At 53.6% G+C, this 16,943-nt stretch carries 18 protein-coding genes; 13 read left to right on the plus strand and 5 right to left on the minus strand.

All coding sequences use genetic code 11. The features are described 5' to 3' along the window. The first annotated feature begins 23 nt into the window (after nucleotides 1–23). The 11 genes from BMW93_RS26460 to BMW93_RS26510 all read left to right on the plus strand — a co-directional run bounded on the left by BMW93_RS26460 (nucleotide 24) and on the right by BMW93_RS26510 (nucleotide 10,921). The gene (locus tag BMW93_RS26460) at nucleotides 24–932 is read left to right on the plus strand and encodes a hypothetical protein (RefSeq protein WP_143061730.1); all 909 of its coding nucleotides are present in this window, start codon (nucleotides 24–26) and stop codon (nucleotides 930–932) included. A 277-nt stretch (nucleotides 933–1,209) separates the two neighbouring features. Next, nucleotides 1,210–1,998, plus strand: a complete 789-nt coding sequence (locus BMW93_RS26465; RefSeq protein ID WP_229240842.1) for an HpcH/HpaI aldolase/citrate lyase family protein — start codon at nucleotides 1,210–1,212, stop codon at nucleotides 1,996–1,998. Then, entirely contained in the window at nucleotides 1,995–2,951 is a 957-nt protein-coding gene (locus tag BMW93_RS26470) for an aldo/keto reductase (RefSeq protein WP_177194203.1), read from the plus strand. The genes BMW93_RS26465 and BMW93_RS26470 overlap by 4 nt, the downstream gene beginning before the upstream one ends. 21 nt (nucleotides 2,952–2,972) lie before the next feature. Next, entirely contained in the window at nucleotides 2,973–3,983 is a 1,011-nt protein-coding gene (locus BMW93_RS26475) for a Gfo/Idh/MocA family protein (RefSeq protein ID WP_090383523.1), read from the plus strand. A 30-nt stretch (nucleotides 3,984–4,013) separates the two neighbouring features. Next, nucleotides 4,014–4,793, plus strand: coding sequence for an SDR family oxidoreductase (locus BMW93_RS26480; RefSeq protein WP_090383526.1), 780 nt, complete (start codon nucleotides 4,014–4,016; stop codon nucleotides 4,791–4,793). 109 nt (nucleotides 4,794–4,902) lie between these two features. Beyond that, on the plus strand, nucleotides 4,903–5,286 hold the full coding sequence (locus BMW93_RS26485) for a RidA family protein (RefSeq protein ID WP_090383528.1): 384 nt from the start codon (nucleotides 4,903–4,905) through the stop codon (nucleotides 5,284–5,286). Nucleotides 5,287–5,295: 9 nt separating this feature from the next. After that, a complete protein-coding gene (locus BMW93_RS26490) occupies nucleotides 5,296–6,267 on the plus strand; it encodes a 3-hydroxyacyl-CoA dehydrogenase family protein (protein WP_090383531.1) in 972 nt (323 codons plus the stop codon). After that, nucleotides 6,264–7,562, plus strand: a complete 1,299-nt coding sequence (locus BMW93_RS26495) for an aspartate aminotransferase family protein (RefSeq protein WP_090383537.1) — start codon at nucleotides 6,264–6,266, stop codon at nucleotides 7,560–7,562. Before BMW93_RS26490 ends, BMW93_RS26495 begins: the two co-directional genes overlap by 4 nt. Before the next feature lie 26 nt (nucleotides 7,563–7,588). Then, nucleotides 7,589–8,437, plus strand: a complete 849-nt coding sequence (locus BMW93_RS26500; protein WP_090383540.1) for a 3-hydroxyacyl-CoA dehydrogenase NAD-binding domain-containing protein — start codon at nucleotides 7,589–7,591, stop codon at nucleotides 8,435–8,437. A 2-nt stretch (nucleotides 8,438–8,439) separates the two neighbouring features. Further along, entirely contained in the window at nucleotides 8,440–9,519 is a 1,080-nt protein-coding gene (locus BMW93_RS26505; RefSeq protein WP_090383544.1) for a dipeptidase, read from the plus strand. Nucleotides 9,520–9,547: 28 nt separating this feature from the next. Continuing rightward, the gene (locus tag BMW93_RS26510; RefSeq protein WP_090383547.1) at nucleotides 9,548–10,921 is read left to right on the plus strand and encodes a hypothetical protein; all 1,374 of its coding nucleotides are present in this window, start codon (nucleotides 9,548–9,550) and stop codon (nucleotides 10,919–10,921) included. A 53-nt stretch (nucleotides 10,922–10,974) separates the two neighbouring features. Here BMW93_RS26510 and BMW93_RS26515 read toward each other — a convergent pair whose 3' ends face one another. The 5 genes from BMW93_RS26515 to BMW93_RS26535 form a co-directional block, all read right to left on the minus strand. After that, entirely contained in the window at nucleotides 10,975–11,847 is an 873-nt protein-coding gene (locus tag BMW93_RS26515; RefSeq protein WP_229240844.1) for an AraC family transcriptional regulator, read from the minus strand. Between the two features lie 104 nt (nucleotides 11,848–11,951). Continuing rightward, nucleotides 11,952–12,809, minus strand: coding sequence for an SDR family oxidoreductase (locus BMW93_RS26520; protein ID WP_090383551.1), 858 nt, complete (start codon nucleotides 12,807–12,809; stop codon nucleotides 11,952–11,954). Nucleotides 12,810–12,923: 114 nt separating this feature from the next. After that, a complete protein-coding gene (locus BMW93_RS26525) occupies nucleotides 12,924–13,523 on the minus strand; it encodes a Crp/Fnr family transcriptional regulator (protein WP_218147740.1) in 600 nt (199 codons plus the stop codon). A gap of 126 nt (nucleotides 13,524–13,649) precedes the next feature. Continuing rightward, nucleotides 13,650–14,084 carry a carboxymuconolactone decarboxylase family protein gene (locus BMW93_RS26530; RefSeq protein ID WP_090383555.1) on the minus strand — a complete coding sequence of 145 codons (435 nt, stop codon included), beginning with the start codon at nucleotides 14,082–14,084 and terminating at the stop codon, nucleotides 13,650–13,652. A 19-nt stretch (nucleotides 14,085–14,103) separates the two neighbouring features. Continuing rightward, nucleotides 14,104–14,775 (minus strand): FMN-dependent NADH-azoreductase, encoded by a 672-nt coding sequence (locus BMW93_RS26535; RefSeq protein WP_090383558.1) that lies wholly within the window; start codon nucleotides 14,773–14,775, stop codon nucleotides 14,104–14,106. Nucleotides 14,776–14,851: 76 nt separating this feature from the next. Here BMW93_RS26535 and BMW93_RS26540 point away from each other — a divergent pair, with 76 nt between their 5' ends. Beyond that, on the plus strand, nucleotides 14,852–16,324 hold the full coding sequence (locus BMW93_RS26540; protein ID WP_177194204.1) for a PLP-dependent aminotransferase family protein: 1,473 nt from the start codon (nucleotides 14,852–14,854) through the stop codon (nucleotides 16,322–16,324). A gap of 107 nt (nucleotides 16,325–16,431) precedes the next feature. Continuing rightward, nucleotides 16,432–16,878, plus strand: coding sequence for a GNAT family N-acetyltransferase (locus BMW93_RS26545; RefSeq protein WP_090383562.1), 447 nt, complete (start codon nucleotides 16,432–16,434; stop codon nucleotides 16,876–16,878). Nucleotides 16,879–16,943: the final 65 nt, after the last annotated feature.

Raw genomic sequence — 16,943 nt, forward strand, 5'->3', positions numbered from 1 at the left:
GGTTCATTATCATTCTTTTAGTTATGGTTATTTCAAACGAATGCATTGCACAACAACCTGTGCAATCGGGGGCTTGCATTGCCCTGTTGCGTAAGGTTTTGCATGAACGGGAAGAATGGGTAAAAGTCCACGCGGCGGAATACCTTCTTTGGGCGGGCTATCCCGAGGGCGTGAGGGAGGTGTTTTTAAATGAAGCAAAGCAATTCGAAACAAAGCCGCAATACCGCATCGGTATTTGGAGAGTACTTGTGCAAGCCACTGATAATGAATCTGAAAAGTTGGTTTGGTTAAACAAGGTTAAAGAAGCTTTTCTTAACGAAAACGGGCCCGACCGCATCCACGCCGCCGAAACATTAGCGAAGCTCCGCATTTCCATGTTCACGGAAGCGCCGGAAATTACCGGCCGCGCGCTCGCAAGCGGTTCGCAGGCGTTGGCATTGTACACATTTTGGAGCACGGCCTTCGACTCGGCGAAGCAGCGGGAAATTGTCAAAAACGAGTTGGTAAAAAACTTAACACCGTTATCCGGCTCGGATGAGGCCAAAAAGTCGATTTCGGCGTATGCGTTGCGGCAGCTGGGAGATTTGAATGAACATCAATGGAGGCAGCTTGCCGACGAGGCATTGCAGGAGGTAGAAACATCAACTGCCCGGGTGAATATGCTGGGCGTGGCATGGTCGACAGCAGTAGACCCGGCCGATCCTAAGCTGCCTTTAATCAAAGCGGCCCTTTTGAAATATCACCTGGCCAAAACAAAAGGTGAGCGGAGCGAAATGGCGATGGCGCTGGCTGCGAAGGGAAATGGGGAAGATTTGTCCGTATTGACTGAAATGTTTGAGAACAAACACCCGCTCGGCGACGCACCGTCCGACGACGACGTGCGTGCCGCTGCGGCCTACGCGATTTTGAAGATCCGGCAGCGCGGGCGCTAGCATTCAATACGCTCCGCTTCAACCAGTTTTTGAAGGTTCAACATGATGGGTTGTTCGCTTTGATGCTTTACTAAATTAACGGATTTAAAGCAGCATTCCCAAACGTGAAAGATAGTATCAGAATACCCCATAAAAGTAATAGCGGACCAATTGGGGAGCCGCTACTTTTGGGTTACATTACATTCAGGTTTTACATTAACAGCGATAGATTTTGAAAATGCGGGCTAGCCGGGTGCTGCGCAAGTTGCGGGCAGGCGAAATTGTAAGTTGTTTCAAAATGAACCTTTCCGAGCCGCGCGTGGCCGAAATCGCGGGCATCGCTGGTTTCGACTGCGTTTGGGCGGATCAGGAGCATATCGGGCTCGATTGGTCGGTGCTTGCTGGGTGCATATGGGCTTCGAAATCGCAGGATACGGACCTGCTCGTACGCGTGCCGCGCGGGAGTTACAGCGACTACGTGCGCCCGCTCGAAATGGACGCGACGGGCATTATGGTACCGCACATCATGGGCCTCGAAGATGCCCGGAAGGTAATCGAAATGACTCGTTTCCATCCCACAGGTCGCCGCCCGATAGATGGCGGTAATGCCGATGGGGCTTACACGGCGATGGATTTCAATGCATACCTTGAAGAAGCCAACCGCGAGCGGTTCATTATTTTTCAAATTGAAGACCCGGAGCCGCTGGAAGACCTCGAAGCCATTGCCGCGCTGGACGGTTACGATATGCTTTTCTTCGGTCCGGGCGATTTCAGTCAGGGAATCGGTGCGCCGGGGCAGTGGGACCATCCCAGGTTGCTGGAAACGCGCATTCGCGTGGCGGAAGTGGCACGTAAGCACGGAAAGTTCGCCGGTACCGTTGGCGGGCCGGGGAATTTAAGTGACCTCGTTTCAATGGGTTACCAGTTTGTGAGCGTGGGTGCGGATGTAGTCGGGCTGACGCGGTATTGCCAGGAATTGGTAAAATCCTTCGCGGGGGCGCCCGCCGCGGGATCGCCCGCCGCGGGGGCACCGGCATTACCCACATCGAAATCTTATCTTGAAAATCAGACGACGTCGGCGAAATGAAACGCAAAGCATTGGGCTGTACCGGGTTGCAGGTGTCCGAAATCGCTTTTGGCGGTGTCGAGATCGGCGTGCCGTATGGCATCGGTGTACAAGGTCGGGAGGATATGTTGTCCGAGCGTGCGGCGATCAATCTGCTGCATGAAGCGCTCGAAAAGGGTATTAATTTCTTCGATACGGCGCGGTTATACGGTGAGAGCGAGACCATTATGGGCAAGGCTTTTGCCTCACAACGACAGGATATCGTGCTGGCGACCAAATGCAGGCACTTCCGTGATTCAAGTGGCGCCCTTCCGCCGGATTCCGCACTGAAAATTTTTATTCAAAAATCATTAAAAGAGAGTCTCCGCGAGCTGCAAACGGATTATATCGATGTGTATATGCTTCATTACGGGGATTTGGAAGTTATTGGGAACGAGGTTATTGCGGAGGTGTTTCAGGATTTGAAAAAACAGGGCATCATTCGCGCTACGGGCGTATCGACCTACCTTGCCGAAGAAACGGCCCTGGCTATTTCAAAAGGGCATTGGGATGTGATCCAGCTGCCTTTCAACCTGATGGACCAGCGGCACGCCGCGTGTTTCGACGATGCCGCAGCGCGGGACGTGGGCATTGTCGTGCGGTCGGTGCTGATGAAGGGCCTGCTCAGCGACCGGGGCAAAAACCTCCATCCCGCGCTCAAAGACGTGGAGCGGCATATCGGAAATTACCATTCGCTGCTGGGCGGCGAGTATCCGGACCTGCCCACGCTCGCGACCCGTTTCGCATTGTCGTTTGAAAGCATTGCCTCGGTACTCGTGGGTATCGACAGGCCGGAATACCTTTACCAGGCGCTGGCAACGGCCGGCGGGGCTGATATGCAACCGGATGCATTAAAAACCGCCAGCCAAATGGCCTATCCCGAGCCGGAGTTCCTGAACCTGCCGCATTGGGACAGGATGGGCTGGCTGCAATAACAAGAAATAGTAGATCGTAACATGAATTCTGACGAACAACATGCTGCCCCCCGATGGCTGACGGCCGACCGCCGAGATTCAGTCATCCGCATTGGTATCATCGGGATGAGTCCTGGTAATGCGCATCCTTACTCCTGGTCGGCAATTATCAACGGGGTATTTGATGGGGATGAAATATGCCGTGTCGGCTATCCTGCGGTAACGGCATACCTGCAAGCCAACCGGGACACGCTGGGCATCCCGGGCGCGCGCGTTACACACGTGTGGGCGCAGGAGACCGAAATCGCGGAAAGTATCGCGAAAGGTGCCGGGATCGAGCATGTCGGCGCACGGCTTGAAGCCATGATCGGCGAGGTGGATGCCGTGATCCTCGCGCGCGACGACCCTGAAAATCACCGCGAAATGGCGCGGCCGTTTATCGAGGCGGGCGTGCCAATTTTTATCGATAAGCCATTGGCGTACGCCCGCGAGGATCTGGCCTGGTTTGCCGAACAGCATCGGGCCGGGAAGTTCCTGATGTCATGCTCGTCCATGCGCTATGCCAACGAATGCGGCGTCGCGCGGCAGGAAATGCAGTCGTTGGGGCAGCTAGAACTCGTGACGGCGGTAGGGAAGAAGGATTGGAAAAAGTATGGCGTGCATTTGCTGGAAGGGGTTTTTAGCATCCTCGGGGATGTCGCGCCACATTCGGTGCGGCATATCGGCAGGCCGGATAAGGAAATTATTCATTTGAAAATGGCGGACGGGCTGGACATTATGCTGCATTTGTTCATGGACATTTCCGGCACGTTTCAGATCTCGCTTTTTGGCCGGAACGGCTGGAAGCTGATCGATATCCGCAATTCGTATTCGATGTTCCGGGATAATATCATCGAGTTTGTGCGCTCGGTCGAAGAAGGCAAGCCGCGCCTTGATTTCGAGAAGACGGAGCGGATAATGAAGGTGATTATCGGGGCGAGGGAGAGTTTGGAGCGCGGGGGAGAGGAGATTTTTTTTGAGCATGATCCATCGTCCATCGTCAAAACCACATAACGTGCACAAAACCGCCAACATCGATCAACCATGAATGTCAAAAAATTACTAAGCCTCGAAAACAAAATCATCCTCGTTACGGGTGGTTCCGGGAATTATGGCAAATGCATTGTCGAGGGGCTGGCGGAGGCGGATGCTACGGTGATTACCACGTCGCGGGAGCTGGCTTCGGCGGAGCAAACGGCGGCACTGTTCCGCGGGCGCGGGCTGGATGTGCATGCGATGGAAGCGGACCAGGGCGTGCATGAGTCGGTGCTGGCATTGAAAGCCGGCGTGCTGGAAAAGTTCGGGCGGCTGGACGGTTTTGTGAACAATGCGGTTTCGCGACCTATGAAAGGTTATAATGCGCCGCTGGACCAGTTTGAGGAATCAATGCAGGTGAATGCGACCGGAATGGTGGACATTATGCGCGAAATGACGGACCTGATCGTGCAGAGCGGCGGCGGGAGCGTGATCAACATCGCGTCGATGATGGGCATGTTCGGCCCGGATTTGTCCAATTATGAGGGCACCGTCGGCATGGGCGACCTGCCGCCGGATTACTTCTTTCACAATGCCGGGCTCATCAACCTCACGCGCTACATGGCGCAGATGAATGCAGGGAAAAACGTGCGGTTCAACTGCATTAGTCCGGGCGGGCTGTTCAACAACCAGCCGGAAGCGTTTTTGAATAATTACTGCAAAAAAGTGCCGCTCAGGCGGATGGCCAACCAGGACGATATCAAAGGATTGGTGGTACTGCTCGCGTCGGACGCCGGGGCGTATATCAATGGCGAAAACATCCTGATGGACGGTGGCCTGAATGCCTGAAACGCGGTAAAAAATAGTATCATTAATCGAGCAGAAAGTAGGAGAGTGAGAAGAGGAGTGATATGTACTTTTGTGAATAAGGTGTTTTGTAGAATTATATTTTGCTTTTATGAAAAAAATAGTTCATCCCGATCGTGATCCCGATTTCGTAACCGGCGCCTACTCCGACGGCGTGGTAGTGGACGGCTTCCTATTTGTCAGCGGCCAGGCTTCGGTCGATTTTAAAACGTCGCAGTTTGTGCTCGGCACGATCGAGGAAGAGACGGCACGCACGCTGGACAATATCGCGGCGATCGTCCGTGCGGCGGGAGGTACCATGGAGCATGTCGTGAAATGCACCGCGCATTTGGCCGATATCCGGGATTTCGACCGTTACAATGCGGTTTACGCTACCTACTTCCCGGGCATCAAGCCCGCCCGCACGACGGTACAGTCGGTGCTGGCCGAAAACATCAAAGTCGAGATCGACTGCATCGTGAAACTTCCCGCCTGACGAACCGCTATGAACGAACCATCATCTTTGGCCCCGGTGGGCGTTGTGGGGCTGGGGCTGATGGGCAGCAGCATTGTGGCCGCATTGCTCGTGGCCGGGCACCCGGTGCGGGCGATTGCGCCGATCGCCCAGGAGGCTCCCGTGGCACCGGAGCGCATCGCGGGGCAACTTCGCCAGTGCCGCGACGCGGGGTTGATCGGTTCGGTGCAACCTTACCTGGATGGCTTGGCCATTTCGGAGGATTATGCCGCGCTGGCGGGTTGCGAGCTGGTGATCGAGTGCGTGATCGAGAAGCCGGAGATTAAATCCACTGTCTACCAAAAGATTACAAACGCGGTAAGTGCCGGTTGCATCATCGGAAGCAACACTTCGGCCATCCCGATCAGCGAACTTCAAAAGTTCGTGGATATACCCGCCCGTTTCCTGGGCATTCACTGGGCCGAGCCGGCGTTTATGACCCGTTTCCTGGAAATTACCTGCGGGGAGCAAACCGACCCTGTTTTTGCCGAACGCGTGTTCGGCATGGCGCACCGCTGGGGCAAGGAACCGACTCTGCTGAAAAAGGACATTCGCGGGTTTATCACCAACCGGCTCATGTACGCCGTATACCGCGAGATATTCCATCAGATCGAAAGCGGGAATGCCTCGCGCGAGGACGTCGATAAGGCCTTCCGCTACGATGCGGGCTCGTGGATGACGCTCATGGGGATTTTCAGGCGGATGGATTATCTGGGACTGAAAGACTTCCAGACCATTCTCCCCCGCATTTTTTCCGAACTCGGTAACAGCGCGGAAGTGCCCGAAATCATGCAGCAAATGGTGCGGGAAGGTGCGCGCGGCGTCCATAACGACCGGGGGATTTATCCCTACGAAGCCGGCGAGGGCGCCCAGTGGGATGAAGCATTCGCCCGTTTCAACCAGAAAATCCACCTCCTCGCCGCCGAATACTCAGCTGAAAAAGTTAAAGCTTATCTGCAATGAAAACCTACCAGAAATCCGCCGAATTGCTCGAAAGGGCCAAAAAAGTGCTCGCCAGCGGCGTTTCTTCCGAATTCAGAAAATACAACCACCCGCATGCGCTCTTCTACACGCACGGTCGCGGGAGCCGCATTTACGACGTCGACGGCAACGAATATCTCGATTTTACGCTCAGTCAGGGGCCGCTTATTCTCGGGCATTCGCATCCGGAAGTTTTGAAAGCCGTGGCTGAATACTCGCAGGAAGGGCAGCTTTTTGCCGGTCAGCACATTCGCGAGATCGAGCTTGCCGAAACGCTGAACCGGCTGATCCCGTCCGCGGAGTTGATGCGGTTTTGCCTGGATGGCTCCGAAGCCGTGCAGACGGCGTTCCGCGTAGCACGTGCGAAGACCGGTAAAAGTAAATTCCTGCGTTTCGAGGGGCATTACCACGGCTGGATGGACAATGTTTGCTGGGGGATCAGCACGCCATCGGCCGAGGCGCTGGGTAGCCGCGAGCAACCGAATGTGTTCCCGTGGACGCAGGGTCTGCCGGATGGTGTTGAAAATGAGTTTATTATATTGCCCTGGAACGATATTGAGCTGGTAAGGCAAACGATCGCCGAACGCGGCCACGAAATCGCGGCGATCATTACCGAGCCGGTTATGTGTAACAACGGATGCATTGAACCAAAACCCGGTTTCTTGCAGGGTTTGAGGGATTTGTGTTCCAATCATAACATTGCACTGATCTTCGACGAAGTGATCACCGGCTTCCGGCTTTCGCTCGGCGGGGCACAGCAGTATTTCGGCATTACCCCCGACCTTTCCATATTTGCCAAAGCCATTGCAAGCGGCTACGCGATCAGCGCGATTGTGGGTAAATACGAATGGATGCAGCTCATCGAACAGGCCAAAGTGATCCATGCCGGCACGATGAATGCGGGTAATCCTACCGTTGCGGCGGCGCTGGCGACGATTGGGGTATTGGAAAGGGACGCGCCGCACGAGCGGATGTTCCGGCTGGGCAGGAAGCTGATGGCCAGCTTGCAGCAAGCGGCAGCCAAAAGCGGGCATGCATTGCTGGTGGAAGGGCCCGGGCCGATGTTTGCCACCAGTTTTACCACCATTGAAAAAACCAGCGACTACCGTGATACGCTCCCGGCGGACAAGGGGAAACTCGGCCGGTTCATTGCAGCCATGCACGAGGAAGGCGTTCGCGTGATCGGTCGCGGGCTTTGGTATATCAGCGCTGTACACACCGACGAAGACATTGAAACAGCCATTGCCACCGCCGAAAAAGTATTAGCAAAAATCTGAAACGAGGCTTTGGGGCCTATCAGCCGATGAAAGAAAGCAATGAGGCGGCGCTCCTGCTTGGGGGCCATCGTATCGCAGCCGGAATAGAAAAATGCCTGAAACAGGGTGGTTTTTCCGTTTTGACGGATTTGAATGCAGACCCGGCAGCGGTTAACCTGGTGATTCTGGTAACTGCGGAAGATCAGGGCATTAAGCAGGCGTGGATCAAACGGATCGAAGAAAAAGTGCCCGCCGGAACGCTGATCGCCGTCAATACCGAGAGCATCGGACTGGATATTTTGCAGGAAAATGCATTGCACCCGGGGCGGATTATCGGCCTTAACTGGACGGAACCGGCCGACCAAACCTATTTTCTGGAAATGATTGCCAATGAAACGACCAACGCGTCGGAAGTAACCCACCTTGAAGAAATAGCCAGAACAGCCTGGAATAAAGATCCTTACGTGATACGCGGGAACGCGGGCATACGCATGCGCCTGCTTGGCGCGCTCATACGCGAAGCTTTTTTCCTGGTTCAAAACGGGTATGCCAATGCCGAAGACATCGACCGCGCCTGCCGGAACGATGCCGGATATTACCTCCCGTTTGCGGGGAATTTGAGGTATATGGATTTGATGGGTACTTATGCCTACGGGATGGTCATGAAAGACCTGAATCGCGAACTGGCGACCGATACAATGCTTCCGGGCTTCTTTACCGACATGGTGGGAAGGGGCGACTGGGGGATGGATGAACTAGAAGGCTTTTACCGTTACAAACCCGGCGAAGCGTCCAGGTGGCGTGAGCTTTTAGGTAAATTCAGCCAGGAAATTCACGAACTGATCGGCCAGTACAATCATTCCGAAGAAGCTGCACTTAAAAACGGATCGAACTGAATATGGGCAGGCTGATATTCGACGCGCACCTGGACCTGGCTATGAATGCCCTGGAATGGAACCGGGACCTCACGCGGCCGCTGGACGAAATCCGGCAGCGTGAGATGCATATGAAGGACAAAAACGACCGGGGGAAAGGTACCGTTTGCCTGCCTGAACTTCGAAAAGGCAACGTCGGGATCGTGGTAGCGACCCAGCTGGCGCGGTACACCCCGCCGGGCAGCGCATTGCCGGGCTGGAATTCGCCCCAGCAGGCGTGGGCCATGACGCAGGCGCAGCTGGCCTGGTACCGGGAAATGGAGGCGCTGGGCGAAATGGTGCAGATCACCGGTCTCGCCGGGCTTGAAGCGCATTTAAATCTTTGGAATAATCCTCTTGGTGAAGGCGAAAAACGTCCGGTAGGCTACATTCTGAGCCTGGAAGGGGCTGATTCCCTGGTGGATGTGTCGTATTTGCAACGTGCTTACGATTACGGATTGAGAGCGGTGGGGCTATCGCATTTCGGGCCGGGGCGGTATGCGCCGGGGACCAGAATGCAGGGGCCTGTAACGCCGCAGGGTTTTGAACTAATGCGCGAAATGTCGCGGCTGAATATGATACTCGACACGACGCATTTGACGGACGAGGGTTTCGATCAGGTCATGGATTTTTATGAGGGGCCGGTGTGGTCGAGCCACCATAACGTGCGCAAAATAGTACCTAATCAGCGGCAACTGACTGACGAACAGATCAAACGACTGATCGACCGGGGTGCGGTCATAGGCGGGATGCTCGATTGCTGGGCGATGGATATCCGTTTTATCGATATGGTGTCGGACCCGTGGCAGCTGGATATTCGGCTGGCAAATTTGGTCGATCATTGGGACCATATTTGTCAGATAGCCGGTAACAGCCGGCACATTGCCATCGGCAGCGACCTCGACGGTATTTTCGGAACCGAGCAGTCGCCGTGGGATTTGAACTCCATCGCCGATCTGCAAAAGTTCGAAGGCATTCTGGCCGATCGCGGATATAAAGAAGAGGATATCGATAACATATTCAGCGGGAACTGGCTCCGGTTTTTGCGTAATGCCTGGAAATGAGTTTGATACATTATTTTCATTAAAGTAAATGCCCACTTCAACGACCACATTCCTGGCCGGCGCCGCGCGCGTCAAAACCACACCGCCACTTGGCACGCGCATTAACGGCGACTTCATCACGCATTACGCCACCTACATTCACGACGACCTGTTTGCCAAAGCATTGGTGCTCCGCGCCGGTGAAACAACCGTCGCGCTGGTGATGGTGGATATTTGCGTCATGCCGAGGGAGTTTGTCGACGGGGTGAAAGCGGCCATTGCCGCCCGTACCGGCCTCGCGCATACGCACGTGCTCATTGCGAGCACGCATACGCACGCGGCGGGCTCGGTGGCGGACGTGCACCTGGGCAGCATCGATCCTGCGTATGAAAAAATGCTTCCGGGCCGTATTGTACAGGCCGTGGAGGACGCATTGCAAAACCTTCGCCCGGCGCGCATTGCGTTTGGGGGCGTGGCGGTGCCCGAGCACGTATTGTGCAGACGTTACGCGATGAAACCCGGTTACACGCCGTTCAACCCCGTTACCGGTGGAATGGATGATGTGAAAACCAATCCATTTGGCGGCGAGGATTACATTGATCACGGCGTAGCGCCTACCGACCCCGAACTCAGCTTTCTGGCCGTGCAAGGCATCGATGGCCGCTGGATCGGCATTTTGGGCAACTATTCGCTGCATTATGTGGGCGACTGGGAGAATGGTACCATTTCTGCGGATTATTTCGGTTATTTCTCCGAACGGCTGCGCGAACGGTTGAATGCGGGTGACGAATTCGTGGGAATGATGAGCAACGGTACCAGCGGCGACGTCAATATCTGGGATTTTCTGGACAGTGAACGTTACCCGAAAGGCCATTTCGAAAAGAGCGAATTCATTGGCCATGACCTGGCTGATCGGCTGATCGAAAGGCTGAACGCATTGGAATGGCAAGCGGAACCTGTTTTAGAAGCAGTTTTTCAACCGTTACCCTGCGAAGTTGTGAAGCCATCGCCTGAAGAACTGGAAAAAGCGGCGAAATTGATCGCCACGGCCCGTTTTGAAACGATCGAACCTGATCATGAAGGTTTAATGCAAATCTACGCACGCGAGCAATTACTGCTCGACGAAATGCCTGCCACACGTGAATGCCCGGCACAGGCGATCCGGATTGGAAATGGCGTAATAGGGGGACTGGCAGGCGAATTTTTCTCGGAAACCGGTCTGTACCTGAAAGCGCAGGCGGGTATTGAAAACTATTTCACCATCTCGATGGCCAATGGTAATGCGGGTTACGTGCCGCCGAAGCACGAAATGGATCGTGGCGGGTACGAAACCTGGCGCTGCCGGTACAGTTGCCTGGCACCGGGCGCCGAAGAATATATCCGTGAACAGCTGCTGGCATTGATCCGCGGATTGCAATCCTGATACTATATTTCACAGAAAGTCTGCGACAGGGAGGATCGGTTGAAAATCCGGAACTACCGCACGATCAGCGTCTTCCGGTAGTCGCTGGGTGTCATATTTTTGAGTTTTTTGAATTGCCGGTTGAAATTCGCCAGGTTATTGAATCCACATTCATAGGCCACTTCCACCACATTGCGGTCGTGCCCGGAAAGGAGCTTGCAGGCATGCCCGATGCGTACGGTAGTAAGGTATTCCACGAACGTCACCCGGAACTGCTCCTTGAAAAAATTACAAAATGCCGTGACGCCCATATTACCCACCGAAGCGATTTCGGCTAGACTGATGTCCTTGTCGAAATTTTGCATGATGTAGCCCGTGATCTTTTTGAAGCGGTCGGAAGAATCGAAATGGAAATTTTGCACGAAGCGTGGGCTGGCTAAAAGGTCGAATTCCGTCGTGTGGGACATGATATCGAAGATGAGCATCAATGAAGAGAGCCTTTGCAGCCCGTTTTGCGCGGGCATTGCGCGTATGAGCGCGTTAATGCGCCCGCGTGTCTCCCCCCGCAATGCCATGCCGCGGTCGGCGAGTTTGAGCACCTTTCTGAAATCGTCTATTTCCGGAATAGTCATAAAATCTTCTCCCAGGAAATCGTCCGTGAAATGGATCACGAGCGCATCCGCTTTTTCCGGCGCGCGCCGTTCGAGATAGATCGGGTCGTTGACCCACACGTGGGGAAGGAGCGAGCCCATAAACACCAGATCATCCTCTTCAAAGTAACCGATATGATCGCCCACCATTCGCCGGCCCGTACTTTTGTTTACCATAACAAACTCGTAGTGAGCGTGGTAATGCCAGGGTGCAGGAAAGAAATCACCCGTTTCGCGAAAAACAATGAAGGACTTGTCGACGTCCTGTGGCAAGTGGAATTCAACGGCTTTCATCATGGTGGGTTTTGGATTGCATTGGTAAACTAATACAATTTTTCAAAACCCGCCATTATGTGAAAGATAGTATCAGGATTGAGCAGAAAAGTAGTACTGCCGTCGGGCTAGTTCATGTACGCGGCTACCCATTTGGCCTTGATGTCGGCGCGGGCGTTGATGAACTCCACGTCGGTACCCTGTGCGATCGCGTCGAGCGGGAAGCGCAACGGCCGCTGGCCTGCCGGCATTCCGATCAATTTGAGCACGCCGTCGGCGATGGTTTGCGGGTTCATTTCGAAGGCCGCCATTTTTCCGAAAAGCCCCTGGCCCAATGCATTGAATTGTTCCGTCGCAAGAGGGTCGTATTCCTGCGCGATTTCAGGCTTGTTCCCGTGAATGCCCGCCTTCGCGCCGGTATTCATTTCGGTCGGATACACGCCGGGCTGGATCGACACGTTATCGATCCCGAATTGCTTCAACTCGTCCTGCAAACCCTCGGTAATGCTTTCCACGCCGAATTTGGAAGCGAGGTAAGGTACCATGAACGGCAGCGTATGGCCGCTCGCGCCGGAGGTGATGTTGATGATCAACCCGCTTTTCGCCGCACGCATGGCAGGTAGCACCGCCTGGTAAGTGCGAATAACCCCGTAAAAGTTGATCTCGAACATTTCGCGGATACGGTCCACGCTGTACGATTCGAATACTCCGAAACCGCTAACCGCCGCATTGTTCACCAGCACGTCGATTTTGCCATGTTTCGCCAGCACCTGTTCAAACGCCCCGGCGACGGAAGCATCGTCGGTCAGGTCTATTTCCACTACTTCAATGTTGGGAATAGCGCCCAGTTCTTCGGCTGCTGCCCGATTTTTGTCGCCGGTATTACGCATGCCGGCTATGACGGTAAGGCCTGCATTGGCCAAGGTGATCGCTGTGAGTTTACCAAAACCGGTACTGGTTCCGGTAATAAAAACTGTCTTGTTCATCGTCGTAAATTTTAAATGTTTGACGATGCAAAGTTGTAACCCGCGCACCCCGTCCTCCATTGACATTTGCTTGAAAAAATAACAAACAAATGTCAATGGAAATGGCCACAACGGCTATTTGCCAGTATTGTTGCGCCTGATCCGCGTGAGCGTTTCGGGGGTGATGCCGATGTAGGCGGCGATCATATGCTGGGGAATGCGGTTGGCGATCTGCGGGTATTGATCGAGAAACTTCTGGTACTTTTCTTCGGCCGACAGGCTGATGCCCGCGTGAATGCGGTCCTGCGATACGACGAAACTTTTATGTAAAATCGCATTGACCAGGTCGTTCAAGTGCGGAATCGAGCGGCAAAGCTGATCGAAATTGTCTTTCGTAATCAGCACGACGTCCGTATCCTCGATCGCTTCGATATTAAACCGGGATGGTTTCCCAGTCATCAGGCTCTCGCGGTCGCCCGACCAATAGTTTTCCGGGGCGAAGTTTAGAATATGTTCATTGCCCTTATTATCAACGGAATAGGTCCGAAGAAAACCGTCACTTACAAACGCATTGTATTTCCATACATCCCCTTCCTGCAAAAGCAGCTGCCGTTTACGGATTTTCTTTGGAATACAAACCTGCGCGATTTGCGCTATTTCTTCGGCGGAAAGCGTGATTTTATCGGTTAAGTATTGAATGAATTTGTCGACGACGGGGCTGTTGGTCATAAGCATTGTAAAAGGAATGATTGGTACCCCTATAAAAAATAATGACGGATCGAAGGTTCAATCCGCCATTACAAAACTACAATGAAATTATTATAAATACTTTTCAGTCAGGTTGTTATGCATTTTCGGTTGCTATGCCGGGACGAGTTGTGTGGTAATGCCGATCCTGTTCCAGACGTTGATCGTGATGATGGCCAGGATGATTTGTGCGAGCCGGGCAGGCTCGAAAAATTGCTCCGCCCGTGCGTAAGTCTCATCCTTCACGTGGTTGCCGATCAGCGTTACTTCCTCGGTCAGTGCAAGTATCGCCCGTTCTTCTTCGGAAAAGAAAGGCGCGTCGCGCCAGGCGTTGAGCGCGTAAATGCGTTGCTCGGTTTCACCGGCTTTGCGGGCTTCCTTAGTATGCATGTCGATGCAGAATGCGCAGCCGTTGATCTGCGAAGCGCGGATCTTGATCAGGTCCTTGTGCGTGCGGGAAAGCGGGGTGCTTTCAATGAATTTTTCGAGGCCGAGTACAGCCCTGTATCCTGCGGGTTCCGCTTTGTCGATGTGAATTCTCGTTTGCATTTGCTTGGTATTTAAATAGTTATTGGTTGATTGTGGGGTAAGTATCTTCGGTTTGATGATAGTGCCGGATAAATGTCCTGATGTCCGTTTCGGCGCATTCGATGGATCGGACCAATTCATCGGACTGCGTGGACGCTCCATCGATGGTAATCGTATGGATGTCGCTGATACCCATAACATTGAACACTGTTTTCAGGTAATTGTCCTGGAAATTCATATGCTGGTTGTCTTCGCCCGGCCCGTAGCCCGCCGAGCCTCTCGAAAGCAGCAGGACCAACGTTTTGTTTTGAAGCAGGCCGATGTACGGATTCTGCTTGTCGCCCCGGTTGACGCGGAACGTCCGGTTGACACGCATGACGTGGTCGATATAAGCTTTCAGCGGGCTGGGGATCGACCAGTTATACATCGGGGCGCCGATCACGATCACGTCTGCCGCGTGCAGTTCCGACACGAATTGCTCGCTTGTTTCGAGTATTTGCATTGCCTCCTCCGACCTGGACGCCTCGGGTGTAAAAGCCGCCGAAACCCATTTTTCCGTAATATGCGGCACATTGTCATGGGTAAGATCTCTCGATATGATGGTCGAACCGGGGTAACGATCTTGCCATTGTTTGACAAATTCACGCGTCATCTCCCGGCTGTGGGAACGGAGGGCTCTGGCGCTTGAATCGATGACTAATAATTGCTTCATTCTCTGTTTTTTCTTCAAAATTATACGACGATTGGGCTATATTTGAGACCCAGTTTTGATAAAACAGATGGCCCAGATGCTTCCATATAAAACATTGATCCGCATGGACCGCGAGGCGGGCGCGGCACTGTACGTACAGCTGTGTAATGCATTCATTGCGTTGATTACCAAAGGGATATTGGAGCCGGCGGACATGCTGCCCAGTTCGCGGGTGCTCGCCGGGCTCGTCGGCGTTAATCGCAATACGGTGAAGCTGGCCTATGAGGAGCTGGTCAGCCAGGGCTGGGCCGAATCCGTGGAGCGGAAGGGGATATTTGTGAATGCAAAACTACCTGTACCCGCCACATCCGCGCTCGCGGGCGCACGTACGGACGAGGGAGCGCGGGGAGCATTCGAATGGACGAACCGGTTCCGTAACGCTATGCCGAGCAAAGACCTTCAAAAGGTGGGACTGGCCATCGACGACGGTTTCCCGGACGTGCGCCTGGCGCCGATCGACGAACTGATGCGCGAGTACCGGAGCCTTTCGCGCCGGTATTACGGCAAGAGCTTTTTACGGTACGGCAGCTCGGCGGGGTCGGAGCGGCTGCGCGTTTCCATTGCCGGATATTTATCGCATACGAGAGGGGTAAATGCGTCGCCGGACGACGTGCTGATCACCAAGGGCAGCCAGATGGGCATTTACCTGGCGGCACAGCTGCTGCTGGGGCCGGGCGACACTGTTGCGGCCGGGATGTCGAATTATGCCCTGGCCGACGAGACATTCCGGCACGCGGGCGCGGACATGCTCAGGATACCGGTAGATGCTTCGGGAATGGATATTGATTTTTTGGAAAAATGTCTTGAAAAAACAAAGATCAAGGCCGTTTACATCATTCCGCACCATCATTTACCGACCACTGTCACGCTTAGCAGCGAGCGCCGCCTGAAATTGCTGAATCTTGCCAAAATACACCATTTCGCCATCATCGAAGACGATTACGACTTCGATTTTCATTACGATAACAAACCCTACCTGCCCCTGGCGAGCATTGATCACAACCAGAATGTAATTTACATTGGCTCCATTTCCAAGACCTTCGCGCCCGCATTGCGGATAGGATTTATGGTAGGCCCGCACGAGTTCATCAAAGCGGCCGCGTCGCTGCGGGAGCTGATCGACCGGCAGGGGGATACATTGATGGAGGAGGCGTTTTCCGTGCTTTACGATAATGGAGAGGTGGATCGGCATTTTCGCAAATCCCTGAAAATTTATAAAGACCGGCGCGATATGTTCTGCGAAATACTCGCTTCCGATTTCGTGAATGAAATTACATTCAATGTGCCCGAGGGTGGTTTGGGGATCTGGACAGTCCTCTCGCCGGCTATCGACCTGCATAAAATGTCTGTTGAGGCCCGGAAAAAAGGGCTTTATATCGATGACGGGGATTTTTACAAGAACGAAAGCTTTTCGGCCAATGCATTGAGAATGGGTTTTGCCTCCCTGAACGAGCAAGAAATGCGGCAGGCGTTGCAAATACTGAAATCAGTTTTGTCCAATTTTAGTTAATGCGGAATGCGACACGGCTGGCCCCGTCTTTGGGCCATGACTTTTCTCAAAGCTGGTACATGAATGCGTTTTTACAGCCCTATACTTTTGCTTAAAAAACAAAGTATATGAAAGAGCTATTGGAAATAAGGATTGTAAAAACGGAAGCTGAAATCGCCCAATGCTGGGAAGTGGCTTCGCTGCTGAGGCCGCATTTGAAAAAGGGAAATTGGGTTTCGATGGTGACGGAAATGATGCAGAATGAAAAGTATTTCATCACCGCCATGGCCGATCAAGACCGGTTTGTGGCATTTGCAGGTTGCCGGTTCATGACCTCGCTGCATACCGGCAACATCATTTACATCGACGACCTCTACACACTCGACGAATACCGTGGAAAAGGCCTGGCTACCAGCTTGCTGGACCACGTGCGGGAAACGGCGAGGCTGAATGACTGTGACGCGCTCGTGCTCGATACGGATTTTACCAACAATACTGCCCAGAAAGTGTATTTCAAAAGTGGTTTCAAACTGGCCGCATTGCACCTGGAAAGCAGGTTGAAACAGGTGGTTTGAAAGCGGTATGCCCGCAATGAAAGATTGTACCATAAACCGCTATAAAAGTAATAGCGGGCGGGTTG

The sequence above is a fragment of the Dyadobacter sp. SG02 genome (genome assembly GCF_900109045.1).
Lineage (GTDB): Bacteria > Bacteroidota > Bacteroidia > Cytophagales > Spirosomataceae > Dyadobacter.